This window comes from Saccharopolyspora spinosa NRRL 18395, assembly GCF_000194155.1.
In the GTDB taxonomy this organism is placed as follows: Bacteria; Actinomycetota; Actinomycetes; order Mycobacteriales; family Pseudonocardiaceae; genus Saccharopolyspora; species Saccharopolyspora spinosa.
Window position 1 is genome coordinate 2,186,928 of sequence record NZ_GL877879.1, and the last position, 24,499, is coordinate 2,211,426.

At 65.5% G+C, this 24,499-nt stretch carries 20 protein-coding genes and 1 pseudogene; 12 read left to right on the forward strand and 9 right to left on the reverse strand.

The window, feature by feature from the left end:
* Nucleotides 1-28 precede the first annotated feature (28 nt).
* Nucleotides 29-2,089: a M28 family peptidase gene (locus tag SSPN_RS0129385; protein ID WP_010312090.1), complete on the forward strand. Its 2,061-nt coding sequence runs from the start codon at nucleotides 29-31 to the stop codon at nucleotides 2,087-2,089.
* 42 nt (nucleotides 2,090-2,131) lie between these two features.
* On the opposite strand, the gene glnA is transcribed toward SSPN_RS0129385, so the two are convergent.
* The 4 genes from glnA to SSPN_RS62290 are packed head-to-tail and all read right to left on the reverse strand — an operon-like array spanning nucleotide 2,132 to nucleotide 7,104.
* Nucleotides 2,132-3,556 carry a type I glutamate--ammonia ligase gene (gene glnA, locus SSPN_RS0129390; protein WP_010312092.1) on the reverse strand — a complete coding sequence of 475 codons (1,425 nt, stop codon included), beginning with the start codon at nucleotides 3,554-3,556 and terminating at the stop codon, nucleotides 2,132-2,134.
* A 28-nt stretch (nucleotides 3,557-3,584) separates the two neighbouring features.
* Nucleotides 3,585-6,443 carry an excinuclease ABC subunit UvrA gene (gene uvrA, locus SSPN_RS0129395; RefSeq protein ID WP_010312093.1) on the reverse strand — a complete coding sequence of 953 codons (2,859 nt, stop codon included), beginning with the start codon at nucleotides 6,441-6,443 and terminating at the stop codon, nucleotides 3,585-3,587.
* Between the two features lie 20 nt (nucleotides 6,444-6,463).
* Nucleotides 6,464-7,024, reverse strand: coding sequence for an alpha/beta hydrolase fold domain-containing protein (locus SSPN_RS60550; RefSeq protein WP_029535824.1), 561 nt, complete (start codon nucleotides 7,022-7,024; stop codon nucleotides 6,464-6,466).
* Nucleotides 7,021-7,104, reverse strand: coding sequence for a hypothetical protein (locus SSPN_RS62290; protein ID WP_337466378.1), 84 nt, complete (start codon nucleotides 7,102-7,104; stop codon nucleotides 7,021-7,023). The genes SSPN_RS60550 and SSPN_RS62290 overlap by 4 nt, the downstream gene beginning before the upstream one ends.
* A 469-nt stretch (nucleotides 7,105-7,573) precedes the next feature.
* Here SSPN_RS62290 and SSPN_RS0129410 point away from each other — a divergent pair, with 469 nt between their 5' ends.
* Nucleotides 7,574-8,572 carry an NAD-dependent epimerase/dehydratase family protein gene (locus SSPN_RS0129410; protein ID WP_010312095.1) on the forward strand — a complete coding sequence of 333 codons (999 nt, stop codon included), beginning with the start codon at nucleotides 7,574-7,576 and terminating at the stop codon, nucleotides 8,570-8,572.
* 278 nt (nucleotides 8,573-8,850) lie between these two features.
* Here SSPN_RS0129410 and SSPN_RS0129415 read toward each other — a convergent pair whose 3' ends face one another.
* The 3 genes from SSPN_RS0129415 to SSPN_RS0129425 form a co-directional block, all read right to left on the reverse strand.
* Nucleotides 8,851-10,179 (reverse strand): D-arabinono-1,4-lactone oxidase, encoded by a 1,329-nt coding sequence (locus tag SSPN_RS0129415; protein ID WP_010312097.1) that lies wholly within the window; start codon nucleotides 10,177-10,179, stop codon nucleotides 8,851-8,853.
* Entirely contained in the window at nucleotides 10,176-11,174 is a 999-nt protein-coding gene (locus tag SSPN_RS0129420; protein ID WP_010312099.1) for an NAD-dependent epimerase/dehydratase family protein, read from the reverse strand. Before SSPN_RS0129420 ends, SSPN_RS0129415 begins: the two co-directional genes overlap by 4 nt.
* Nucleotides 11,175-11,330: 156 nt before the next feature.
* On the reverse strand, nucleotides 11,331-12,749 hold the full coding sequence (locus SSPN_RS0129425) for a glycosyltransferase family 4 protein (RefSeq protein WP_083822169.1): 1,419 nt from the start codon (nucleotides 12,747-12,749) through the stop codon (nucleotides 11,331-11,333).
* A gap of 356 nt (nucleotides 12,750-13,105) precedes the next feature.
* Here SSPN_RS0129425 and SSPN_RS0129430 point away from each other — a divergent pair, with 356 nt between their 5' ends.
* The 5 genes from SSPN_RS0129430 to SSPN_RS63035 all read left to right on the forward strand — a co-directional run bounded on the left by SSPN_RS0129430 (nucleotide 13,106) and on the right by SSPN_RS63035 (nucleotide 18,280).
* Nucleotides 13,106-14,530, forward strand: coding sequence for an MFS transporter (locus tag SSPN_RS0129430; protein WP_010312105.1), 1,425 nt, complete (start codon nucleotides 13,106-13,108; stop codon nucleotides 14,528-14,530).
* Nucleotides 14,531-14,554: 24 nt separating this feature from the next.
* Nucleotides 14,555-14,935 carry a Smr/MutS family protein gene (locus SSPN_RS0129435; RefSeq protein WP_010312107.1) on the forward strand — a complete coding sequence of 127 codons (381 nt, stop codon included), beginning with the start codon at nucleotides 14,555-14,557 and terminating at the stop codon, nucleotides 14,933-14,935.
* Nucleotides 14,936-16,047: 1,112 nt separating this feature from the next.
* A complete protein-coding gene (locus SSPN_RS46435; protein WP_337466362.1) occupies nucleotides 16,048-16,920 on the forward strand; it encodes a cytochrome P450 family protein in 873 nt (290 codons plus the stop codon).
* 2 nt (nucleotides 16,921-16,922) lie between these two features.
* Nucleotides 16,923-17,282 carry a cytochrome P450 gene (locus SSPN_RS62295; protein WP_337466379.1) on the forward strand — a complete coding sequence of 120 codons (360 nt, stop codon included), beginning with the start codon at nucleotides 16,923-16,925 and terminating at the stop codon, nucleotides 17,280-17,282.
* A gap of 848 nt (nucleotides 17,283-18,130) precedes the next feature.
* A complete protein-coding gene (locus SSPN_RS63035; RefSeq protein ID WP_158309670.1) occupies nucleotides 18,131-18,280 on the forward strand; it encodes a hypothetical protein in 150 nt (49 codons plus the stop codon).
* Nucleotides 18,281-18,394: 114 nt separating this feature from the next.
* Here SSPN_RS63035 and SSPN_RS55630 read toward each other — a convergent pair whose 3' ends face one another.
* Nucleotides 18,395-19,663, reverse strand: a complete 1,269-nt coding sequence (locus SSPN_RS55630) for a hypothetical protein (protein WP_010312109.1) — start codon at nucleotides 19,661-19,663, stop codon at nucleotides 18,395-18,397.
* A 1,253-nt stretch (nucleotides 19,664-20,916) separates the two neighbouring features.
* Between SSPN_RS55630 and SSPN_RS60560 the strand changes: the two genes are divergently transcribed.
* On the forward strand, nucleotides 20,917-21,141 hold the full coding sequence (locus tag SSPN_RS60560) for a hypothetical protein (protein ID WP_237710847.1): 225 nt from the start codon (nucleotides 20,917-20,919) through the stop codon (nucleotides 21,139-21,141).
* Nucleotides 21,090-22,253 (forward strand): tryptophanase, encoded by a 1,164-nt coding sequence (locus SSPN_RS46445; RefSeq protein WP_237710838.1) that lies wholly within the window; start codon nucleotides 21,090-21,092, stop codon nucleotides 22,251-22,253. The genes SSPN_RS60560 and SSPN_RS46445 overlap by 52 nt, the downstream gene beginning before the upstream one ends.
* Before the next feature lie 33 nt (nucleotides 22,254-22,286).
* On the opposite strand, the pseudogene SSPN_RS63040 reads toward SSPN_RS46445, so the two are convergent.
* Nucleotides 22,287-22,613, reverse strand: a pseudogene (locus SSPN_RS63040) (SSI family serine proteinase inhibitor); the annotation flags it as partial.
* A 162-nt stretch (nucleotides 22,614-22,775) separates the two neighbouring features.
* Between SSPN_RS63040 and SSPN_RS0129465 the strand changes: the two are divergent.
* Genes SSPN_RS0129465 through SSPN_RS0129475 form a run of 3 tightly spaced genes read left to right on the forward strand, consistent with a single transcriptional unit; the run spans nucleotide 22,776 to nucleotide 24,455 of the window.
* Entirely contained in the window at nucleotides 22,776-23,021 is a 246-nt protein-coding gene (locus SSPN_RS0129465) for an FkbM family methyltransferase (RefSeq protein WP_010312115.1), read from the forward strand.
* Nucleotides 23,022-23,031: 10 nt separating this feature from the next.
* On the forward strand, nucleotides 23,032-23,319 hold the full coding sequence (locus SSPN_RS60565; RefSeq protein ID WP_010312116.1) for a glycosyl transferase: 288 nt from the start codon (nucleotides 23,032-23,034) through the stop codon (nucleotides 23,317-23,319).
* Nucleotides 23,253-24,455 (forward strand): glycosyltransferase, encoded by a 1,203-nt coding sequence (locus SSPN_RS0129475; protein WP_237710779.1) that lies wholly within the window; start codon nucleotides 23,253-23,255, stop codon nucleotides 24,453-24,455. The genes SSPN_RS60565 and SSPN_RS0129475 overlap by 67 nt, the downstream gene beginning before the upstream one ends.
* Nucleotides 24,456-24,499 lie beyond the last annotated feature (44 nt).

A 24,499-nucleotide genomic window follows, 5' to 3' on the forward strand; every position in this document is an offset into this window, starting at 1 on the left:
ACTGCATGCCACGGCATCAGGAGGACGAATGTCCCTGCACGCACCGCATCGACGCGGTAGGTGGTTGTTCGGTTCGGCGGCGTTGGCCGCGACGCTCGTCGCCGGGCTCGCGGTGCAGCCCTCCCCCGCGACCGCGCAGGACGCAAACGCCCACCTTCGCTTCTGGGAGCGCGCGCTGCAGAAGGAGGTCGACGCGGATAGCGCGGCGCGCATGAGCGAAGCGATGTCCACCTACACCGGCAGGGTCGGAACCAGCGGCGCCATGCGCAGGGCCCAGTACTCGATGGACAAGCTGGCCGATTGGGGTTTGCACCCGAGGTTGGAGAGCTACGGCGTCCACGCCTCGGTGCCGCGCGACATCTCGGTGACCATGACCGGGCCCGAGCAGCGGGAACTGGAAGTGAAGGAACCGCCTTTCCCGTGGCACGGGGGGTTCGACGACGTGGTCGTCGGGTACAACGCCTATTCACCGCCTGGAAACGTCACCGCGGACGTGGTTTACGTGAACTACGGCCTGCCGGACGACTACGCCGAGCTGGCGAAGATGGGCGTCGACGCCCGGGGCAAGATTGTGCTCGCCCGCTACGGGCAGAGCTTCCGCGGCGTGAAGTCGAAGGTGGCCGAAGAGCACGGCGCCGCAGCGTTGATCCTGTACTCCGACCCGGCGGACGACGGCTTCGCCAAGGGCGCCGTCTACCCGGACGGGCCGTGGCGCAACGCCGACAGCATCCAGCGCGGGAGCGTGCAGTACATCTTCCAGCACCCGGGCGACCCGCTCACGCCCGGAGAACCGTCCACACCGGACACGCCCCGCATCGATCCGTCCGAAGCGGACAACGTGACGAGCGTGCCGACCACGCCGATCTCCTACGGCCAAGCCCAGCACCTGTTGGCAGCGCTGCAAGGACCACCCGCGCCCGAGGGGTGGCAGGGCGGCTTGGACCTGGACTACCGGGTGGGCCCCGGGCCGACCCGGGTCGACCTCGACCTGGACATCGACTACCAGCAGATCCCGGTCAACGATGTGATCGTGGAGATCCCCGGTTCCAAGCACCCGGAGCAGAAGGTGGTCCTCGGGGCGCACTTCGACTCGTGGGCCTACGGCACCAAGGACGACGTCGCCGGGTGGTCCACGCTGATGGAAACGGCTCGGGCGCTGGCCGAACTGCGGGATCGCGGTTGGCAACCGGAGCGGACCATCGTCCTCGCTGGCTGGGACGGCGAGGAGTACGGGCTGCTGGGGTCGACCGAATGGGTCGAGCAGCACCGGGCCGATCTGCTCAAGAACGCGTTGGTGTACCTCAACATGGACGGCGCGGGCGGCGGCGAGAACTTCTCCGCAGGCTCCGTCCCGGCACTCGACCACGTGCTGACCGACATCGCCAAGGACATCCCAGACCCCGAACACGGCACGCTGTACCGGAACTGGCAGCAGTCGTCGGGCGAGCAGAAACCGGTGCCGGAGCGGTTGGGCAGCGGATCGGACTACACCGCGTTCCTGGACCATCTCGGCATCGCCTCGGCCGAGTTCGGCACGTCGACACCGGGCGGCGAGTATCACAGCGCCTACGACGACCTGCACCTCATGCGCAACTCCCTCGATCCCGGTTACCGGTACCACGAGGTAGCCGCCGCGTACGCGGGCACTTTCGCGCTGCGCCTGGCCGGTTCGGACACCGCACCACTGGTCTACTCCGACTACGCGGCCGCGGTCGCCGGTCACCTACGGGATCTCGACGCGAAGCAGGCCGACCACCAGGTCGTCGATCTCGCCCCCGCCTACCTCGCCGCTCGGCAGTGGGAGGAGGCGGCCAAGCGGTTGGAGACCCGACGGCACGCCGACGCGGATGCCGTCAACGACGCGCTGATCGCTCAGGAACGTGCGTTGACCCACCGGGAAGGTCTGCCCGGCCGGGACTGGTACAAGCACATGGTCTACGCACCGGGCCTGTACACGGGTTACGCGGTGCAGCCGTTGCCAGCGATCGATGACGCCATCACCGACCGCGACACCGCAACGGCCGAGAAGTACCGCGATCTGCTGATCGATTCCCTGCACAAAGCGGCCGAAGCGGCCCGTGGAGCCTAGCCAGTGGCCCGGTCGCCACGGTCCCGGCGGAGGCAGCAGCTGCTAAACGTCGTAGTACAGCTCGAACTCGTACGGGTTCGGGCGCAGTCGCAGCGGGTCGATCTCGCGCTCTCGCTTGAAGGCGATCCAGGTCTCGATAACGTCCGTGGTGAAGACGTCACCGCGCAGCAGGAAATCCTGGTCGGCCACGAGGCTTTCCAGCACGGCGTCCAGTGAGGACGGAACCTGGACGACGTCGGTGGACTCCTCCGGCGGTAGCTCGTAGAGGTCCTTGTCGATCGGGTCTGGCGGCTCGATCTTGTTCGCGACGCCGTCCAGGCCGGCGAGCATCATCGCCGCGAAGGCCAGGTACGGGTTCCCGGAAGAGTCCGGGCAGCGGAACTCGATGCGCTTGGCCTTCGGGCTGGCGCCGGTCACCGGGATGCGGATGCAGGCCGAGCGGTTGCGCTGGGAGTAGACCAGGTTCACCGGCGCCTCGAAGCCGGGCACCATGCGGTGATACGAGTTCACCGTCGGATTGGTGAATGCCAGCAGGCTCGGCGCGTGGTGCAGGATGCCGCCGATGTAGTGCCGCGCGAGCTCGGAGAGCCCTGCGTAGCCCGCCTCGTCGTAGAACAGCGGCTTGCCGCTCTTCCACAACGACTGGTGGGTGTGCATGCCGGAACCGTTGTCGCCGAAAAGCGGCTTGGGCATGAACGTGGCCGTCTTGCCGTGCTGCCAGGCGGTGTTCTTCACGATGTACTTGTAGAGCTGGAGGTCGTCCGCGGCGTGCAGCAGCGTGTTGAACCGGTAGTTGATCTCGGCCTGCCCCGCGGTGCCGACCTCGTGGTGGGCCTTCTCAACGGTGAAACCCGCATCGATCAGGTTCAGCACGATCTCGTCGCGCAGGTCCGCCAGGTGGTCGGTGGGCGGCACCGGGAAGTACCCCGCCTTGTACTTGATCTTGTACCCCTGGTTGCCCCCGTCCTCGGCGCGACCGGTGTTCCACCAGCCCTCGATGGCATCGATCTCGTGGAACGAGGTGTTCTCCGCGTTCGAGAACCGCACCGAGTCGAAGAGGTAGAACTCGGCTTCCGGCCCGAAGTAGGCGAGGTCGGCGATGCCGGAGCCGGCGAGGTACTGCTCGGCCTTGCGCGCGATGTTTCGCGGATCGCGGCAGTAAGGTTGCAACGTGAACGGATCGTGCACGAAGAAGTTGAGGCTCAACGTCTTCTTATTGCGGAACGGATCCAGTCGCGCGGTATAGGGGTCGGGCAGCAGGAGCATGTCCGACTCGTGGATCGCCTGGAATCCGCGCACCGACGACCCGTCGAAGGCGATGCCTTCGTCGAAGATCTCGGCGGCGAACGACTTGGCGGGCACCGCGAAGTGCTGCATGATGCCCGGGAGATCGCAGAACCGGACATCGATGAACTTCACGTCCTCATCGGAGACGAACCGCAGGACCTCCTCCGGGCTGTTGAACATCGCTACCTCCGAAATTCTCGATCTGGTTTCAGGAAGCGAGCGCCCGGCGCAGGAACTGCCCGGTGTAGCTGGTCTCGTCGCCGGCGACCGCTTCGGGAGTGCCCGTGGCGACCACCCGACCACCGGCGGATCCGGCCTCGGGCCCCAGGTCGATGATCCAGTCGGCGGTCTTGACGACCTCGATGTTGTGCTCGATGACGATGACCGTGTTGCCGACGTCCACCAGCCGTTGCAGCACGTCGAGCAGCTTGTGGACGTCGTCGAAGTGCAGTCCCGTGGTGGGCTCGTCCAGGATGTACGCGGTGCCGCCGTTCGAGCGCCGGGTGAGCTCCGTCGCGAGCTTCACCCGCTGCGCTTCACCACCGGACAGCGTCGGCGCGGGCTGCCCCAGCCGCACGTACCCCAGCCCGACGTCGACCAGCGTGCGCAGGCGGCGGGCGATGCCCGGCAACGCCCCGAAGAACTCCAGCGCCTGTTCGATGGGCATGTCCAGGATCTCCGCGATCGTCTTCCCCTTGTAGCTCACGTCCAGGGTTTCGCGGTTGTAGCGGGCCCCACCGCACTCCTCGCACGGCACGTACACGTCGGGGAGGAACTGCATCTCGATCCGGATGGTTCCGGCGCCGGCGCATGCTTCGCAGCGTCCGCCGGGCACGTTGAAGGAGAACCGACCCGGCCGGTAGCCGCGGACCTTTGCCGTGGTGGTGGCGGCGAACAGGTTGCGGATGGGATCGAACGCCCCGGTGTAGGTCGCGGGGTTGGAACGCGGCGTGCGGCCGATCGGCGACTGGTCGACGTGGACGACCTTGTCGATGCTGTCGATTCCGGTGATGGAGCCGTGCTTTCCCGGTACCGCGCGGGCGCCGTGCAGCTTCCGGGCCAGCCCGTTGTAGAGGACATCATTGACCAAAGTGGACTTCCCCGAGCCGGAAACGCCGGTCACGGCGATCATGCAGCCCAGCGGGAAGGACACGTCGATGCTGCGCAGGTTGTGCTCGCGTGCCGCGTGGACCGTCAGTACGCGGTTGCGGTCGACCGCACGCCGCACGGCCGGTACCGGGATCTTGCGGCGACCGGTCAGGTATTCGGCGGTCAGCGACTTCTGGTTGGCGAGCAAGGTGTCCAGCGGACCGCTGTGCACGATCGTCCCGCCGTGCTCACCCGCGCCGGGACCGATGTCCACGACCCAGTCGGCAGCACGGATGGTGTCCTCGTCGTGTTCGACGACGATCAGCGTGTTGCCGAGGTCGCGCAGCCGGGTCAGCGTTGCGAGCAAGCGGTGGTTGTCGCGCGGGTGCAGGCCGATCGAAGGTTCATCCAGCACGTAGAGGACCCCGGCCAGCCCGGAGCCGATCTGCGTGGCCAAACGGATCCGCTGGGCCTCTCCCCCGGCGAGCGTGCCCGCCGCCCGATCCAGCGACAGGTAGTCCAGCCCGACATCCAGCAGGAAACCCAGGCGCGCCTGGGTTTCCGAGAGCACCCGGCCGGCGATCGCGCGTTCGCGGCGGCCGAGCACCAAGCCGCGCAGGAACTCCGCGCAGCCCGCCACCGACAACGCGGACACCTCGGCGATCGAGCGCTTCCCCAGCGTCTTGTGCTCCAGCGTGACGGCGAGGACTTCCGGTTTCAAGCGGGTGCCCGCGCATTCCGGGCAGGGCACTTCCCGCAGGTAGCCCTCGTACCGCTGGCGCACGTAGTCCGACTCGGTCTGCTCCAAGCGGCGCTCCAGGAACGGAATCACACCTTCGAAGCGGGCGTAGTAGGACCGCCGCCGGCCGTAGCGGTTGCGGTACTGCACGTGGATCTGGTCGTCGGAGCCGTAGAGCACCGCCTTCTGGACCCTCGCGGGCAGCCGTCGCCACGGGATGTCCACCGAGAAGCCCCGGGCGTCGGCCAGGGAGCTCAGCAGGCGCTGGAAGTACTCGCTGGTCTGACCGCCCTGCCACGGTGCCACGGCACCATCCGCCAGCGACAACTCGGGATTCGCGATCACCAGTTCCGGGTCGACCTCGCGGCGCACCCCGATCCCGGTGCACACCGGACATGCGCCGTACGGGGAGTTGAAGGAGAAGGACCGCGGCTCGAAGTCCTGCACGCCGATCGGATGGCCGCGGGAGCAGGCGAGATTCTGCGAGAACGGCCACTGCCGGTCCCGCGCCTGCGGCGGCTGGTCGACGAACTCCACGATCACGACGCCGTCCGCCAGTGCCAGCGCCGCCTCCACCGACTCCGTCAAGCGCTGCCTCGCCGCCGGTTTGACCACGAGCCGGTCGACGACCACCTCGACGGAGTGCTTCTCCTGCTTCTTCAGCTTCGGCACGTCGTCGAGGTGGTGCACCTCGCCGTCCACCGACACCCGCGCGTACCCCTGCGATCGCAGGCGGGCGAACAGTTCCGCGTACTCGCCCTTGCGTCCGCGCACCACCGGCGCCAGCACCTGGAACCGGGTGCGCTCGGGCAGGGCCAGCACCTGGTCGACGATCTGCTGGGGGGTCTGCCTGCTGATCCGCTCGCCGCAGACCGGGCAGTGCGGCTCGCCCACGCGGGCGTACAGCAGCCGCAGGTAGTCGTAGACCTCGGTGACGGTGCCCACCGTCGACCGCGGGTTGTGGCTGGTCGCCTTCTGATCGATCGACACCGCGGGCGAGAGTCCTTCGATGACTTCCACGTCCGGCTTGTCCATCTGACCCAGGAACTGCCGCGCGTACGCCGACAACGACTCCACGTATCGGCGCTGGCCTTCCGCGAAGATCGTGTCGAACGCCAGGGAGGACTTCCCGGAACCGGACAGACCCGTGAACACGATCAAGCTGTCCCGGGGCAGGTCGACACCCACGCCGCGCAAGTTGTGCTCACGCGCGCCACGCACGACCAGTCGGTCAGCCACGGCTCAAGAACCAGACCACGTCAGGACAACACAGCCAGTTTGGCACAGGACCGCGCCGTGGCGCACCGCGGCGGCAGGTCCAGGCCCTCCGGCAAGGCCCCTGGCGCACCCAGGCCTGAGTTGTCCAGTTGACCGCACCAACCATCTGCGAAGGCAGCTGGTGGCAGGCCGGGCGAAGAACTGCCGGAAGCGGCGCCCGTCGTGTCGCAACCTACCGACTCATTCACTTGCTGCCGGTGGCCTCGTGGTCGTGTTCGGCGCGCTCCGCATCGGTGGCGGCCATCGAGCGTCCCGGCCAGATGCGGATCGCCGCCGCGACCGGTCCCGGCGACCAACGCGGCCAGCCAGATGATCCCCGAGGCCGTGACCGCGCAACAGCCGGACAGATCGACGGCCCGCGCTGGGGCGGCGTACGGCGAGGCACGAGCCGAGCCCAGGTAGTGCCGCCACGCCGCGGTGACTTTGTCGCGATTCATCCAGGGCGTGCCGGTGGAGTGCCGCGCCGACCACGTCTCCTGCCTGTCGTCGAGCCCGGGCTGGTTGAGCAGCTGGAAGCCGATCGGCGGTCCCCTGCTGGTCACGTGCCCGCAACGCCACCCAGCGCGATCCGCCCCGGGTCGACGCCCAGCTCGGCTGCGTGCTCGGCCGTCCAGGCCAGCACAACGTAGGCGTCGTGCAGCGCGGCCGGGAAGCGGTGTTCGAGGGGCCAGGCGGTAACCCGCCGAGATCACCACCGCCGGAGCGCTCCGCGATCTGAGCGGCCCACGGGTGCTCGGTGAGCAGCCGGAAGTCGACGAAGGCCCGGTACTCGCCCGCCTCGGCCAACGCCAGCGGCGCCGACCAGACCCCGTGGCCGACCTCGACCGGGTGCAGGTGCCAGAGACACGGGTAGTCGCCGGCCTCGCCCGCAGCCAGCCGCGCCGTCTCCGGAGCGAAGGTGTAGCGGTCCTTCTTGAACTGCGGGCCTTCCGGCGCAGCGCCCCCGCGTGCTCCGATTCGTGGTGCGCGGCAGCTTGCCCGTGGTGACCGGCGTGCATCGACTCGTTCATCACCGCCTCTTTCGTCATACCCCCTACGCGTATATCTTTCTTGTTCTTGCTCGGGGTGCTGGTAGAAACGCGTGGGGATGAATGTCGATCGATGCCTCGACGACGTTCAGCGATCTCGACGTCGAAAAGAGAGACCGGATGTCAGTCCACGTCGTAGTCGGCAAGGGGCCGGTCGGTGCGGCCACGGCGAATCTGCTCGCCGAACAGGGCCAGGAGGTCCGCTTGATCAGCCTTTCAGGCGGCCCTTCCGAAAGCCCGATCAAGCACGTCGCACTGGATGCCGGTGACGCGGACCGGCTTGCCGAGGCCAGCGCCGACGCGGTGGCCATCTACGGCTGCGCGGCCCCGCCCTACCACCGCTGGACCCAGGACTGGCCGCGACTGTCGACCGCCTTGCTCGATGTTGCCGAACGCACCAATGCGGTTCTGGTCCTCACCGGCAACCTCTACGCATACGGTCCGACGGACGTTCCGATGACCGAAGACCTCCCGCTGAATGCCGGATTCCGCAAGGGCAAAGTTCGAACACGCGTCTGGCAGGACGCCCTGGCGCGTCACCAGGAGGGGCGCGTCCGCGTGACGGAAGCACGCGCGTCCGACTTCATCGGCCCCGGCGTGACTGCGGGCGGTCACCTGGCTGCACGCGTCGTGCCCAAGCTGCTCAAGGGACGGCCGGTCCAGGTTCTCGGTAACCCGGATGCAACGCACAGCTGGACCTACGTGCCCGACATCGCGCGCACCCTGGTCCGACTGGCCCGGGAAGAGCAGGCATGGGGCCGCGCATGGCATGTTCCCACCGCGCCACCCTTTTCGGCACGCCAGGCCATCGAGCAGATGTCCCGAATCGCCGGTGTCGCGGTGCCTCGCGTGTCTGCCATGCCGTGGTGGGCGCTGCAGGCGATCGGCCTGGTTTCCCCGCTGGTGCGCGAGCTGTCCGAGATCCGCTACCAGTTCGACTCCCCATTCGTGATCGACTCCAGCGGCTACACGAAAACGTTCGACGAGGAACCAACCCCAACCGAAGAAGCGCTCGCGGCGACCATCAACTGGTGGCAGCAGAAACTCACCGCCCAAAGCTGAAGCCGCACACTCGGCCTCTTTCACGTAACAAGTAACGTTTCGCGTCCTGCGGTCGCCTCGCGGCGCTGGGATGTCGGCGGTGGTCGGCACACCGGCACCGACCAGAACGGCGACGGGATAGGGGACGTATGTACGCACTCGATGACGTTCAGCAGCGAAGGCGGCCTGCAACCATTGGGACACCGACGGTGCGGAGCCTGCCGGAAGGCGCAAGCGGCCTTCCCCTCCGGGCCAACGGTTCCCAACATGGCAAGGATGGACCGGAGGCTTGCAGGCGCTCAGGCCGTACCCGTGAAGATTCGCTCCAGGTAGGGGTTGATCAGGATTCCTTTCGGATCGAGAGATTGGCGAATCCGCTGCACGTCGTTCCAGCGTGGATAGCGGGGCGCGAGGCTGCTTGCGGTTTGGGAATGCAGCTTCGCCCAGTGCGGGCGACCATCAAAATCGCTAAGAACCCTTTCGGCGACCTGATATATCTTGTCGTGCGGGCTGCGCCCATCGGTCGCCAAATTGACGTAACCCGTTCGGCGCCCGTAAGCCGGGCTGAGCGGGATGTCATTGCCGGCTGCCACCCGTATCTCCAGGGGCAGCGAAACCACCTCGCCGGAGGACGGTAGTGCTCGACGCAATTCCTGCAACGCCTGTCCCAACGCCTCGAGCGGCACGGCGTACTCCATCGACACCACACGGACGTGTTGTGGAAACGTGAAAACCCGATGGCTCACGTCAACGAACGACCGAAGAGGTCGGCGCGTCAGGACTTTGGAGGCAAATGGCACGAGCGCAGCATCGCGCCGGTGGGCCCAGAGCACACCTTGCAGTCCGACATGGCCCGCCAGGTAGTGATCTCGCCAGGCCTGCCACCGTGACGAAGGCCGCCGTGGCGCCGTCGTGCGCGACAAGGCACGGATGTGTACCCGGTCGCTCCACATAGGCCAGAAGAAGACGGGATGGTCAATGCTCTCGGCGTGTTCGGGCAGGCGCTCGATTAGCTGGGAAAATGACTCTGTTCTCTCCTCGAGGCCGAGCGAAAATGCCGGTACGCAACGAAATGTGACCGTAGAGATCACTCCCAAAGCGCCCAAGCCCAGACGAGCAGCCGAGAAAACGTCTGGTTCGGACGTCGCCGAGCACTCCACGACGTCCCCGCGTCCCGTGACGAGCCGCATACTCGCGATCTGACTCGACAGGCAGCCATAGCGGGTGCCCGAACCGTGTGTCCCCGTCGAGACCAGGCCGGCCGCGGTTTGAACGTTGATGGACCCCATGTTCTCGAGCGCGAGTCCGTACCGGTCCAACTCGGCGTTGATGCGCCAGAGCGGTGTGCCGGCCTGGACCGTGACCGTCATGGCGGCGGGGTTCACTGCGACGACATCATCGTACTCAAGCAGATCAACGAGGACGCTGTCCGTGCTGACCAGTGGCGCGAAGGAGTGCCCATTTCCGGCAATGCGTAGCGGCTGACCCGTGGTATATGCGTCCCGGACTTGCTGAACCAGCTCGTCCTCACTGCGCAGGCTGACGCGACGGGCCGGGAAGCACCGGGCGGACCCTGCCCAGTTCGTCCAGTCCCCTCTGGCGCCAGCGTGCTCTGCGACGCCAGTCATGGCAGGAACCTGTGCGAGGCGTAGCCGACTTCCTTGTAAATCCACTTGTACGTCTCGGAAATTCCCTCGCGCAGCGATACGGCTGGTGCCCAGCCGAGCTGTTCACGGATGAGCGTGTTGTCGCTGTTTCGTCCCCGCACACCTTGCGCAGCGGAAAGGTTGTGGTGCCGGGTTAGTGAGCAGCCAGCAAGTTCCTGGACCAGATCGACGAGCTGGTTGATGGTGACGAGCTCCTCGCTGCCCAGGTTGAGTGGCTGGTCGCAGTCGCTGCGCATGATGCGGAGAATGCCCTCGACACAGTCGTCGATGTAGGTGAAACTCCTGCTCTGCTCCCCGTCGCCCCAGATCTCGATCTGGTCGTCGCCGTTAATGACCGCAGCAGCGATTTTCCGGCAGATCGCGGCCGGGGCTTTCTCGCGTCCGCCGTCCCACGTCCCATGCGGGCCGTAGATGTTGTGGAAGCGGGCTACCCGGGTGCGCAGGCCGAAGTCCTCGGAGAAATGCCGGCACATGCGCTCGTCGAAGAGCTTCTCCCACCCGTAACCGTCTTCGGGCATCGCAGGATAAGCCATCTCTTCCCGTAACGGTTCAAGATCCGGGGCGGTCTGGTGCGCAGCGGCGTAGACACAGGCGGACGAGGAGAAGAAGAATCGGTCCACGCCGGCATCGCGGCTGGCCATCAGCAGGTGCGTGTTGATCAGCACTGACAACATGCAGCGGGCCTTGTTGCCTTCGATGAAACCAATGCCACCCATGTCGGCGGCTAGGTTGTAAACCTCGTCCATCCCGTCGGCCGCCGCGCGTGCTGCGTCGAGAAGTGACAGATCGGCCACCACGTTCTCCGCGTCGGGATGTACCTGGTACCACTCGTCAACCGGTTTGCAGTCGACCACGCGAACGCGGTAGCCCTCGCGCAGCAGGCGAGCGGCCAAGTGCCCGCCGATGAAGCCCCCGCCGCCGGCTACGAGAGCTGAACTGCTACTGTAGTCACTCACGGCAATCAACTCCTCTAGGTATCTACGATCAATCCGGAAAGCGCCGATTTTCGACGTTTTGCAAGGCAATCCGCAGTCCTGGCTGTTAGGGTTTTCCCTAGTCATCGATACGTCGCGTTGCACACGGACTGCTGTGCGATCAGGTACTCCGGGGTGTCAGGGCACGAGGATCTCCTCGAAGCGGTCGGCTATCGGTTCGATCGCAAAAGCGCGTCGGGCGTACTGCCGTCCTGCGCTTCCCATGCGCAGACGACGTGCGGGGTCAGCGAGCAGGGCGAACGCCGCTTCCACGTATTTATCCGGGTCGTCTGGGCTGACTACTTGCCCCGCTCCGATTTCCGCAAGCAACTGCGCGGCACGATTCGTCGAGGGGATGGCAGCGAGCACCGGGCGTCCGGCGCATAGATAGGCCAGTACCTTGGAGGGAACCGACATCTGACCCGCTTCGGTGCTCAGCCCAGCGAGTAGCACGTCGGCCGCCGCGAACATGCGCGGAACGTGTTCGTAGGGCTGAAAGTCGTATAACTGCAGCCGACGTATTCCTAGCGCGCGTGCACTTTCCAGTGCACGGCGGCCGCTTCCCTCGCTGACGACGATCAGGACGCCGGTGTTCCGGGCATCGCAGGCCTTCGCCAACCGCACCAGCAGGTCTGCGCCGTGACGGTCGTCCAGCGTGCCAGAGTAGAGGAAAATGGGCTCTCCGGAGCTGTGGTAGGAGCTCGCCGGTGCCCAGTCGTCGCTGTCGCATTCCATTTCTGCCAGCGGCGCCCAGTTCTCTATCACGGTGATGTGCTCCGGCTGGACCCCACACTGACGAACGAAATCCGCGAACGGCTCTGCGATGGCAACAACCGCATCGCTGCTCAGCAAGGTGGCCTTCTCGCACCGTGCGGTGCGTTCCCAGTCGTCGGGGCGGGTCTTCACGCTGGGTGCACGCGCGGAGTAGACATCCTGCAACCAGTACACAAACCGGATTCGCCACTGAGCGCAGGTTTGCTGGATGTCCCGCTGAACCGGGACCGGGCTATTTCCCGAAATCACCACGTGGGGTGCGAAGTCTCCGATGAGGCTGCCGACGTCTTGGCCGTATGTGTCAGGACCCGAAATCGGGTTTTGTTGCTGAGGCACACCAATGATCGACAGGCGACCGGAATCTGGTTCTCCGACCTGCAGCTTCCCTTGTCCGACTGCGATGGTCGAGCAGTGCACGTGACGGACATCGTGTCCTCGCCGTGCCAATTCGCGGCTGAGTTCGATTTGGAACGGATGCCCCAGGTAATCGTGGACAACTATGCGCGCGGGACGTTGACTGGCAATGATGACCTCCAGATGCCGTATCCGGCTACACCTGCGCCGCTTGCCGGATCGCCGCAGGGCCGTGGACGCCGTGCTTGGCGCACTCCAATGGATCCGGTTTGCCCGTAGCTCGGTCCAGCATGAAAATGTTCGGGATGTTTGCGGAATGTTCGTTGAAATGTGGTGGCGCTCCGGGAAAGCGGTTCGCCCGGCGAGGCTGACCAAAGCCTGCGAGGTCGGTCTGCGCTCGACCAGTGACCTTGGCCTGCGGCACCCCATGCCGGAACCTCCTTTCGCTGTCCCAGAGCCCACCACGCTCCTGCTTGAGCAATCAGCACCCAAGGCACCGTTGCTGTAGGCCGTACGCCCCGAGGTTGCTGTGGTTGGCGCGGTCACTTCCTATCCGAACGGAGCATCAAGCTCGGTGAACTAGAGGAAGAAGTGCACTATGGGTGCCCGTTCAGACTGTTCTTCGCTGCGTCTGATTCATGTCACGCGATTCCCAGACGAGCATGGGGAGCCTTGAACGGACCGCGCAGTGTGATGCCACGGTCAGCGCCGGCGCTCGTGAGCGGATCGAGGCGTGGTGGACGTTCGCTATCCCATAAATTCACGCCGTGAGGACTCGGACAGCCATGATCGACGCGCGCCACCGGAATACCGCGTTCCTGGTCGCCGGCTGCTTCTTCATGGAGAACTTGGACAGCACAATCGTCACCACGGCCGCCCCTGACATCGGCGAGTCGTTCGGCGTACCACCGACTGCGGTCGGTCTCGTGATGACGGCTTACCTCGTCACCTTCTCCGTGCTGATCCCACTTAGCGCCTGGCTGACCAGCAGGCTGGGTGTCCGGCCGGTGTTTCTGGCCGCAATCGTGATTTTCACCCTGGCCTCGCTCGGTTGTGCAGCCAGCGGCAGCCTTCCGATGCTGGTGGCCATGCGTGTGATGCAGGGCGTCGGCGCCGCGATGATGGTGCCCGTCGGGCGGATGGCAGTGCTGTCCAGGACGGAGAAACCGGACCTGTTGCGGATGATGGCCTACATCGTGTGGCCCGGTCTGCTGGCACCCGTCGTCGCACCGCTAGCCGGTGCACTGATCACCACGTATGCGTCCTGGCAGTGGCTGTTCCTGATCAACGTGCCGCTCGGCGTGTTCGCCTCTGTGGCGGCATGGAAACTGGTCAGGGAAGCCGACAGCGGCACCGCCCAGCGACCACTGGACTGGCTCGGCCTGGTGCTCACTTGCGGCGGGCTCGGCGGGCTCACCTTTACCGCGCACCTGATTTCGGACAGCGACACGAGCTGGCCGGTGACCACCACGCTGACCGCGCTATGTGTCGCCTGCCTCGCCGTGGCAGGCTGGCACCTGCTGCGCACCCCGAACCCGCTGGTCACCCTGCACACGCTGCGCGTGCCGACCTTCCGTCTCTCCCAGTCCAGCGGGTTCCTGTTCTGGATCGTGGTCGGAGCCGCACCGTTCTTGTGCCCGCTGATGTGGCAGAACGTGTTCGGCTACAGCGCGATCACCTCGGGCACGCTGGTGCTGTTCATCTTCGTCGGCAACCTGGCGATCAAGCCGGCGACCACCCCCATGCTCAACCACTTCGGCTTCCGGCCGGTGCTGCTCGTCTCCACGATCACCCTCGCGCTGTCCATGATCGGTCTCGGCTTCACCACCGCCTCCACCCCGCTACCCGTGCTCGCCGCGCTGGCCTTGCTGTCCGGGGTTGCCCGCTCGGTGGGGCTGACCGCGTACGCCACGATCGGGCTCAGCGATGTCCCGCCCGAGCAGATGCGCGACGCCAACACGCTGGCTGCCACCACGCAGCAGTTGTCCACCGGGCTGGCGATCGCGCTGGCTACGGTGGCTCTGCGTCTCGGCGCGCCCTTGGGTGAGATGGTGTTCGGCGCGCGCAGCGGGGCGGCCTACACCGTGGCCTTCACCCTGCTCGGGCTGGCCGCGCTGATCGCCACCGCCGGGGCGTTACGCCTCCACCCACAGGCCGGCAACGCCGTGCGCACGCAGGCAAGCGCCGCCTCCACCCCGCAACCAAGCTGATAGCGCCGTCGTGATTGGTGGCTGATGGTCCTTGACGGGCACAAACTGCGCGCGTTCGTGCTCAACCCTGCGCACGAGGCTTGGGTTCTCGCCCGCATCATGCTTGGGTCCAGCGGGAGCCAATTCAGTGATCACACCTGGGAGAAAGCGATGCCGGAGAAGCTGACCGTGGATCTTCACCCGATCTTCCGCAGCGACAGGGACATCGACAACGCGGTGCGCAACGCGATCTTCCGTGCCGCCGGCGAGAAGGTGCCGCTCGTCGAAATCATTCCGGGCAAGGGCTCCGGCAAGCTCAAGAACCGCGTTCTCGCGATGCTGAAGCAGCCCCACATCAAGAAGCTGTACCGACGTGTGGAGGTGGTCCCCGGCAACGACGGGATGGTGCTGGTGCACTTGAGGTAGCGCGGCTGGTGCATTAGGCCCGCCGAAAAGTACTTCATCGCCCAGCAGGGCGGTCTCAGGCACAGGTCGGTGACCGCCTGACGCAAGGTCGCCGACCGCGTCGTCTTCGTCGACGACGGGAAGATCGTCGCCGACCTCCCACCGCCGGAGTTCTTTCCCGACAGCAACACAATCCCCGCTTTCGCACATCCCTGGACAAGGTCCTCTGACCGGTTCCACAACGACCCCGGCCTGGGCAAGCCCGCGCAGGGCCTTGCCCAGGCCGGGACTGACGCTGAGCCCGAGCGTCGACTCCTGCGGGGATCACCGACGCGCCTGCCGTGACGGTCGAGAGGAACAGGGCGAATAGCCCGATGGTCGCGAGGCCCGCCAGCACCAGGGGGCGGGTACCGATGCGGTCGGCGAGACGACCGATCAACGGCGAGAGGGCGGGTGTCACGGCGGATCGCCCCGTGCTCGACCTTCGACCTCGGCATCGGCACTTCTCCATTCAGAGCAACGCCGATCGTCCCATCGGACCATGCTGGTGACGTCACTTCGCCGACATGGCCCAACCCACCCCCGAGGCCGGTGTAAACATTCACGCCCAAACGACGTCACATCACCCTCAAACCCAATCGTGCCGGTGCCAGGGAAACAGGACCGAGCTCGATAGCTCAGATTCCACAGAATGATGTGGTTGCCCCGTCCTTCGACGGGTCGGAGTTCCAGCGGGTGGCCAGGCCCGCAGTGCCGGCGTGTAAATGCGGAGGATCACCTGCGGGATTCGCAGGAGGTGCCTGCTTAGCCTCCACCACCCGTGAACGGCTGAGACCATTTCGCCCCTATGACGCGGAATCCGCTGATATCCCCGACTCGCAGGACTTTCGTGCAATGCGAGATGCACCTTCGCGCAAGTAGGCAGGTGAACCACCGCGTTGTCCTATTTAATCCCTCACAGACGAGACACAAGCCATCACACAGGGAGATCATCCCAGGTCAATACGGAATAATCCGCGTGCTGAACGACTGGAGTGGCGACGGGCCCCCTTTCGCTATGCCCTGAATACCTTCTCGTTTACCTCGGCTCATAGACGGACCCACCCGGTTCGACAAACCCCTGTAGAAAGCCGATGGAGCAGCAATCCTGCCCATTCAAGATCGACCCCACCGGCGCCGACGTCTACGCGGAGGCGGCCAGCATCCGGCGACAAGGCCCCGCAACGCTGGTGGAACTTCCTGGTGGAGTGGTGGCGTGGGCGGTAACCAGCCACGATCTGCTCAAACGGCTGCTGAGTGATCCACGCGTTTCCAAGGACGCCCGACAGCACTGGCCTGCCTTCATCAACGGTGAGATAACCGAGGAGTGGCCGCTGTATGTCTACGTCTCGGTGCCTAGCCTGTTCACCGCCTACGGCAATGAGCACCGGCGGTTGCGTTCGCTGATGTCCAAGGCGTTCACCCCGCCCCACGTCGAGAAACTCCGGCCGGGTGTCGAGCAGATCACCGACAAGTTGCTCGACGGACTGGCCATGACACCGCGTGGAGAGCCGGTAGACCTCCGCAAGAAGTTCGCCTATCCGCTGCCGGCCGAGGTTATCTGCGAACTGTTTGGTGTTCCCGACGCCGCGCGTCCTGCCCTGCGCCAGTGCATCGACGGTGTCGTCGCCACCTCGGCCAGTCCAGAAGAAGCTGAGGCCAATCGACAGGGGCTGTACAGCGGGTTAGCTGACCTCGTTGCCACCAAACGGAAAGATCCCGGCGACGATATGGCCACCGCGCTCATCGCCGCCCGCGACGACGACGGTTCACGGCTCAACGAAAGGAGTTGGTGGGCACTCTTATGTCGATGCTTGCGGCGGCACACGAAACCTCCGCCAATCTCATCGACCACGCCGTCACGGCTCTGCTCACTCACCCCGAGCAGCTCGCCCTCGTCCGGGCCGGCGAAGTTTCCTGGGCGGACGTGGTCGAAGAGACATTGCGCTGGCAAGCGCCTATCGTGAGTATGCCGCTGCGTTACGCCGTCGAGGACATCGAGATCGACGGCGTGGTCATTCGGCAAGGCGAGGCAATCGTCGCCGCCTACGGCGCGGCTGGCCGCGACCCCGCCGCGCACGGCGCGGACGCCGATCACTTCGATATCACCCGCCCGGGCAAGAACCATGTCTCTTTCGGTTACGGTGCCCACTATTGTGTCGGCGCTCCCCTGGCCCGATTGGAAGCGTTGGTCGCCCTTTCTGCTCTGTTCGCCCGCTTCCCCGATCTCCAGCTCGCCGTGCCGGCAACCGAGCTACGGCCGGTGCAGTCCTTCATCACCAACGGCCACCGGGCGCTACCGATCGTGCTCCAGCCGACGGCGGCCTGACGCTGCGCAACGTCGTGCTGCCCCAGATGAACGTGCTGAAGAGATCGAAGGCCGAGGCGAAGGCGCACGACCTGCTGCAGCGCGTGGTGTGCCGCAGGACGGTACTTCGCCACACGGCCTGTGATCGCATTGGTGCGAACGGGACGTCGAGCCGTCGTCGCACATGCACGACGACGCTGCGACCTCCCGTTCGCAATGCCCCGCAAGAAGACCTCTACCAGCCAGCCCACCAACACAACCAACCCACAGCAGCACCAGCCGCGGCTTGGGATGTCCTGGGGGGAATCCGGCCACCGGGTGAGCAGCATTTCCTGACCGAACTTGGCTTTGTCACGGCGGTTTCCACTAACGGTGTGGATGTGCGCATCCTCCTGCGCGTCCCCGAAGCCATGTGCTGGACGGAAGGGCAAAGTCAGTTGCTGGCCGACCTCGAAAAGGCCATCCGCGGGATGCTGCCGCTTGGTAAGGTCGAACTGACGGTGAAACCGTACAACGGCGTTCTGGGCATCTCAGCTCCTTTCCATGCACGACCAGGATCGTTGGCCACGGGAGCGGCGCGTCCGCTTACCACACGGCCGCACAGGCCACCGCGTCCGTTGATCACAACACTTGCCTCGCCGATGCCGTCGACTCTGGCTGGATCATCGACGACGTCGAACCGACCAGGGACCGGTGCGGGTCGCGCAACCAAGACGTCCACACTGCCAGCGTGCGTGTGTTCATCCGGGCACGCGTTGAACAGTGAGTTGATCTCAGTGACTGGCTGCGCGGCGTGCCGCGTAGTCCTGGCAGCGGGGATCGTGGCTGCGTCAGTTGGTAGCGATTGTCCATAGTGCACTGATAGCTGCATGATCGCCCCCACGATTGATTCTGCGGCGCTGGGTTTTGCCACTTCAGCGCTCGACTGGGCTGAAACCACAGAGCACGGCGAGGGCGGCCTCTCTGCAATTACACGCTTGTTCCGTCGGTTCCTCGCAGATGTGCGCATGCCGCAGTGAGATCGGCCATGCGCCGCCGGCTGACCTGGGCTCGCGCCACATCATCGAGTTCGAGGACGAGGCAACGCAGCGGCAGCCCGGCTTGGACGCGGGACTTGACGGCGCAGCGTCGTGCTACGAGCAACGCCCGTGACTGCCCTGCGGGGGCCGTGCGCGCTTTGGGGCGGCGGTCGCATCACCGGAAAGTACCGTGCGAGCGGCATTTCCCGCGTCCACCGGAACGGATTTGCCAGTGCGTCCCACTTGCGCCGGTATGTTTCCCGGCGCGGCTTGCATCGGCCCCTCGCAGGCGTGCAGGCTGCCGCCTGTGCTGGGCAGGAGCGTCCCGAGCGGATACAGCCCCACGGCCTGCAGATCCAGCCCAGCCCGTTCGGCGACTGTCCGCGCCGCGGACAGAATGCGGGACTCGGACGGATCCTCCACGCATATCAGCAATCGCCCAGATCGTCCGTGCAGCTCTGGGCAACCGGCACGCAGCACCTGCACCACATAGGCCAACCGGACCAGCTCGGAGTAACTGGTGACCGGCTCGGTCGCAGCGATGCGGTGCCAGACCGGATCGGCCTCGGCTAGAAACCGCAGTGCCTGGCGGGGCGAGGTACCTGGCAACCGGCCGCGGGCAATGTCCGCAATACCGGCCAGCCCTTCGACGCCGACAGCATGCAGGCCCTCGGCGAGACATCGCCGCACCACCAGAGCCTGGACCCGGGCGTTGCGCTGACGCACCAAATCCTGCCAGTAGTGCCATAATTCCGGTGTCAGCATCGGCGCACCCCGCTCGTCCAGCAACGCGGCCAAGTAGTGCAGCCCGGGTATGTCCCAGTCCATTGCCGGAGGCACTCGGATCGCCGCCCACCGCGCCAACGCGCCCGCGAGTCCGGCCAGTGCCGCTGAGGTCGTGGTCTCATAGGCGGAGAGCTCCGCGTGAGACCGCAGAGTGTGCAGAGTGCGAACCTGCTCAGGTTGCGGTGCCCGCGTCAATTCCACTGCTCCCGCCGCTCCCACCGCACTCAACGCTCCGGTCCCCCACAGACACAGTCCCGAGGACAGCACCACCTCGTCGACCGCGACCTGGCGCGAACGCAAATGCGACAGCCCGGCTGCACGCACCCAGTGCCGGTCATCCTCCCCGCCGAGAGCCACGAACCAGCTGCCGCCCGCTGGTGACGACTCCTCCACCGCTGCTCCACCCAGCGCCACATCGTGCGCGCCGAGCAAGCTCAGCAGGTACTCCAATCCGCGCCGCGCCCGCCTCAATGACTTGCTCTCCGGTGCCTTGGAGTGCAAGGTGAATCGCTCGGTCAATCGCACGTTCCCAACGGCGGTCGGGCACCACGGCACCGGAACACCAATCGTCTGCGGTGACGGCTCGAGCCGCAGCATGCGAAACCTCCTGGCGAGAAGAACTCGGGGAGAATGGAAAGCGTGTGACATCACCACCGAGCCGGGATGTCGTCGCCTGTCGTCTCTGAAAGAACGGGCGTTATTGATATAGAGCCCGCGAAACACTACTGACCCGCCGAAAATTATCAACCCGCCCCCCCAGAAGACAAGTAGTTGGGTTTTTCAGAACACGGCGTCAGTCGCCCGGTAGGGCCACTACTACGACGGTAGGTTGCGATGTGGCCCGATCGGGCAAATTGTGCCTCTATGTACGGCTTTTCGTGCACCTTTTTCCGTCGGTCGATGTCCGCATGCATTGCCACCCGACCTGGTGTCTGTCACGACGCCCGCCCCAAAGACGTCGGCGGCACACCGCACCGTCCACAGTTGATCACGCCGAAACCGGGCCGAGCGGCTCGATCGGCGCCAGCTGGCAGCGCACACCAACACCGAGCGCGTTGATCGAGTTGCGCGCGGAAGCACCGGCGGCATTAGCCCAGGTGTTTCATGCGGGTGTTGTGATATGGGCCGGGAATGAGGCGAAGTGCCTGTCCTGCACGGGGAAACTAGGACTTGGCCCGGGTCCAGGTTCTCCTGCGGAAAAGCACTTCGCTGATGAAGCGGAGCAAGCGGCTGCGACGGGCCAAGGTCAGTGTGGACGGTGTCGGGGCCGTGTCGGGTGCCGGGGTTGGAATGTTGCGGAAAATGGCGCGCGACACCGGGCTCATGGCTGGCGTGACGGCCGCGCTGGCGGACACTTATATAGCGGCGAGTCCCGGCCTCGTACCGTATCTGCGCCGACTCGATCTCGAACACACCTTCAGGTTCATCGGACTCAAGAGACACTCGTCGAGCCGGAACTACAAAGGGGCAACGCAAGATGTAAAAACGGGCAGTCGCGCGCCACTGGTGTGAGTTTTGCGGCAGCATGCGGTGCATGATCATAGCCAGAACGGGTGTATGCCATCGCTACCGCCAGATTCCGGTCGCGATACCTGTTGCCACACGCAGGTCGTTACTGCAGTAGGAGGGACGTGAGCCGGTGCCGCGTCGAGCAACGTTGACCCGGTAACCGAGGACGTGGCGATTTCGCGCGAAATCGCTGACGGTCGGCCATTCTCATCGGACGGTCTCGCGATCAACTGGACGTGGGACGGCAGAATCACCATTTATCGGCTTTCAGTTTTTTGCATCTGTCATGCGTGGAGGTCATTGTGTCCCAGCGTTACCCTGCCGAGCCGTGGAGAATCAAGATGGTGGAACCCATCACCATCCCGACCCGAGAAGAACGTGAACACGCGATACGCAACGCCGGTTACAACACCTGCCTGCTTCGTTCGGAGGACGTCTACATCGACCTGTACACGGACTCCGGCATAAACGCGATGTCGGACCGCTTCAGGAATATTACGGCTATCCGCACGTGGTGCCCGTACACCAGGGACGCGGCGCGGAGAACATTTTATCGCGAAGCCTGATCCGCCCTGGCAGCCACATTCCTGGCAACATGTATTTCACCACGACCCGCATCCACCAGGAACTCAATGGGGGAACATTCCACGATGTAATTATCAGTGAGGCGCATGACCCATTCAGCGATCATCCCTTCAAGGGGAACGTCGACATCGACGCGTTGGAGAACCTCATCCAAGAGGTCGGCGCCGACGCGATTCCCTACGTCAGTGTGGCAGCCACGGTCAACCTGGCCGGCGGACAGCCCATCAGTTTGGCCAACCTCGCCGAAGTCAGGGAACTCACCAACCGCTATGGCATCTCGATAATCCTGGACGCCGCTCGAGCCGTTGAAAACGCCTGGTTCATCAAGCAGCGTGAGCCGGGTTGGTCCGGCCACAGTGTGGCGCAGATTCTCAAGGAGATGTGTGCGCTCACCGATGGCGCCGCCATGTCGGCCAAGAAGGACAGTTATGCGAATGTTGGCGGTTGGCTGGCCATGCGGGATCCCGAGCTAGCTGAGAAGGCACGCAACCTGGTTGTCGTCTACGAAGGACTCCACACCTACGGGGGGATGGCAGGTAGGGACCTGGCGGCAGTCGCGCAGGGCATTGTGGATTCGGTACAAGAAGACAACATTCGTGCGCGAGTTGAGCAGGTCGCCTACCTCGCCGGGTGCCTCCAGGATGCGGGGGTCCCCGTTGTTCAACCGGTAGGCGGTCATGCGGTCTTCTTGGACGCGACCGCCGTACTTCCGGAAATACCACGAGCCGAATTTCCTGCGCAGACCCTCGCCGCGGTGCTGTACCTGGACTCTGGTATCCGATCGATCGAGCGCGGAGCGGTCTCCGCCGGACGAGATCCCGCCACGGGCGAAAACCGTTATCCCAAGCTCGAACTGGTTCGGCTGACCATCCCACGACGGGTGTACACCCAGAGTCATATGGACATCGTTGCCGACAGCGTCATTCGAGTGGCAAAGCAAGGAAAGGCTATTACGAACGGTTTGCGGTTCGTGCACGAGCCCGAGGCACTTCGATTCTTCCAGGGGCGTTTCGAGCCAGTCGCCCAATGGCAGCACGGCGTCCCGGCGCCGCGCCCCGGCGCGAGTGACCTAATACTGCAAGAACTCAGCTAAACCGGTCTGGGCGACACCTCGCACCAAGCCCAGTCACGAATGAAGGCCTGGCAGGCTACCGCGAAGCCTGCCAGGCCGCTTCGGTTGTCGGTCAGAAGTCGAAGGCCACCGAGGTGGGTGTTCTTGATGCAGTCGTTGTCGAAGGTCCGCGAGTAGCTGACCGGCCTGCCCTCCCGCGTACCGGTGGCGGTCACCTCCACCGGGCGTCGCCTCCACCGGGCGCGAGATCATCGGGCAGGGGGCGTCCGGGGATTGCATGGGAATGCTGTCGGAATTCCCCCGAACCCCCGGCAGCAGCACGCAGGCGCCAGCCGCGTCCGGGTACGAGCCACCAGCAGCGTCGCAGGTGAGCGTCACGCTCGACCGCGCACTCTGCCCCCTTCGTGGTGGTCACCCCGGAGTAAAACCGCAGCTTCCGGGTGATTTGCACTCCCCCCACCCCGGCTATCCACCCCGCCGGATGTACTCGTCCACACTGGACTTCTCTACGGAAAACCCCGCCCGTGATGGCAAGTTCGGCGGTTGACCCCCGGGGCGATCGACCTGCTGAAGATGGACATCGAGGGCGCCGAGGCCGACGCGCTCGCCGGAATCGGCGATCACGACTGGGCCAGGACCCGGCAGGTCGTACTCGAAGTACATGACTTCGCCGGTGCCCCGGCGGCCGTGCGCACCACGCTGGCGGAACGCGGCTTCACCATCACCGCGGACCGGCCGGAGGGCATGCTAGGCGGGCTGGGTACCAAGACCGTTTACGCACGGCGGTGAACGCGGCAAGATGCGGATCATCCTGACCAGCCTGCCCTACTACTCCCACCTGGTGCCGGTTGTGGTCCCGGTGGCCCACGCCCTGCGGCGCGCCGGGCACACCGTCGCCGTCGCGACCGCACCGTACATGGCCTCGGAACTCTCGCGGCACTGCGTCGAACACCTGCCGCTGCCGAACGTCCAAACCCTCGAACAGCTGCTCGCCGCCCCGCGTTCGTCACCAGCCCCGGCATGCCCGGAGCGGAAGGGGAAGCCGCCGAGGACACCGCGCGCACCCGCGAGAATCCCGGTCCGCTGATGAAGGCGTTCGCCGGGCCGCTGGCCGGGATCTTCGCCCGGGATCTGATCGCTGCGGCGGCGGACTGGCGGCCGGACGTGGTCGTCCGGGTGTGCAATGAATTCGGTGGCTACCTCGCCGCGGAACGGCTCGACCTGCCGCGCGCGGTGCTCGACATCGCGCCGCGCTCGTCCGCGCATCTGCCGTTCCTGTGGGACACGCTCAACGGTCAGTTGGTCAATCTCAGGCTTGCTCCATCGGACGATCCGTGGCAGCCGAACGACGGTCTGCTGGCCGCCGTCGTGCCCGTCACGTGGTACCCGCGGCGCCTGCGCACGCCATCCCTCCGCGCCTTCCGGCCGAATTCCGTTGCGCCACAAGCAGTTACGACTTTACTCCGAACGGCCGCTGATTCTCGCCGGGCTCGGTACGGTCGCGCACACCGTTTGCCCGTGGCCCCGCAACTGCTCGCCGCGACGGTCGCCGCGCTCGGTGAGCTGCCGTGCACCGGCGTGGTGTCGCTGGGGCCGGCACTGGAGAGCTGGACCGGGCCGCGACCGGCGAACGTCCGCCTGGTTTCCTTCGCGCCGCAACGAGAGCTGCTCGGCAGGGCTGTGATTTTCCTTTCGCACGGCGGCTTCGGGGGCGTCCACGATGCAGTGCAGGCCGGGACGCCGATGGTGAACCTGCCGTTGTTCGCGGACCAACCGGACAACGCACGTCGCGTCACCGAGCTGGGCCTGGGCCTGGGCCTGGGCCTGGGCCTGCACGTCAACCCCGCTGCGGCGACGCCGGACGTGCTGGCCGACGCGACCGGCCGCGTGCTCGCCGACGGCGGATTCCGGTGCCGCGCCGCAGATCTGGCTCGCTGGGCAGGTGCGGGAAGCGCCCGGCTTCGACGTGCTGGCCGAGGATCTCGCCGCCTTGACTTGAGCCGCCGACGGAAACACCTTCGTCACGGCCCGGAAACCGGAATGCGCTCAATCTCGCACGCGAGCCTACGGAATTGTCGGCCTACCGTCGATCCGCAATCGGGAATGGTGCCCGAAATTCCGGCGACCGTGCCCGGGAAAGCAAAACCGAATGTCACAGTTTTGTTCTGGTGGACAATTTACTTTCAGCTGCTTGACAATCGATCACGACGACACGCAGTCTAACGGAGGCTCTGATCTAGAATGTGGTGACAGGCGATGGAAAGCCC

What these genes read in the sequence shown, in the direction of transcription:
- SSPN_RS0129430 (WP_010312105.1), top strand. Translation starts at nt 13,106, where the DNA reads ATGATCGACGCGCGCCACCGGAATACCGCGTTCCTGGTCGCCGGCTGC.
- SSPN_RS0129425 (WP_083822169.1), bottom strand. Translation starts at nt 12,749, where the DNA reads ATGGGGTGCCGCAGGCCAAGGTCACTGGTCGAGCGCAGACCGACCTCG.
- SSPN_RS62295 (WP_337466379.1), top strand. Translation starts at nt 16,923, where the DNA reads ATGCCGCTGCGTTACGCCGTCGAGGACATCGAGATCGACGGCGTGGTC.
- SSPN_RS46435 (WP_337466362.1), top strand. Translation starts at nt 16,048, where the DNA reads ATGGAGCAGCAATCCTGCCCATTCAAGATCGACCCCACCGGCGCCGAC.
- SSPN_RS60565 (WP_010312116.1), top strand. Translation starts at nt 23,032, where the DNA reads ATGCGGATCATCCTGACCAGCCTGCCCTACTACTCCCACCTGGTGCCG.
- SSPN_RS55630 (WP_010312109.1), bottom strand. Translation starts at nt 19,663, where the DNA reads ATGCTGCGGCTCGAGCCGTCACCGCAGACGATTGGTGTTCCGGTGCCG.
- SSPN_RS0129415 (WP_010312097.1), bottom strand. Translation starts at nt 10,179, where the DNA reads ATGACTGGCGTCGCAGAGCACGCTGGCGCCAGAGGGGACTGGACGAAC.
- SSPN_RS60560 (WP_237710847.1), top strand. Translation starts at nt 20,917, where the DNA reads ATGGTGGAACCCATCACCATCCCGACCCGAGAAGAACGTGAACACGCG.
- SSPN_RS0129435 (WP_010312107.1), top strand. Translation starts at nt 14,555, where the DNA reads ATGGTCCTTGACGGGCACAAACTGCGCGCGTTCGTGCTCAACCCTGCG.
- SSPN_RS63035 (WP_158309670.1), top strand. Translation starts at nt 18,131, where the DNA reads ATGATCGCCCCCACGATTGATTCTGCGGCGCTGGGTTTTGCCACTTCA.
- SSPN_RS0129385 (WP_010312090.1), top strand. Translation starts at nt 29, where the DNA reads ATGTCCCTGCACGCACCGCATCGACGCGGTAGGTGGTTGTTCGGTTCG.
- SSPN_RS0129410 (WP_010312095.1), top strand. Translation starts at nt 7,574, where the DNA reads ATGTCGATCGATGCCTCGACGACGTTCAGCGATCTCGACGTCGAAAAG.
- glnA (WP_010312092.1), bottom strand. Translation starts at nt 3,556, where the DNA reads ATGTTCAACAGCCCGGAGGAGGTCCTGCGGTTCGTCTCCGATGAGGAC.
- SSPN_RS0129475 (WP_237710779.1), top strand. Translation starts at nt 23,253, where the DNA reads ATGCCCGGAGCGGAAGGGGAAGCCGCCGAGGACACCGCGCGCACCCGC.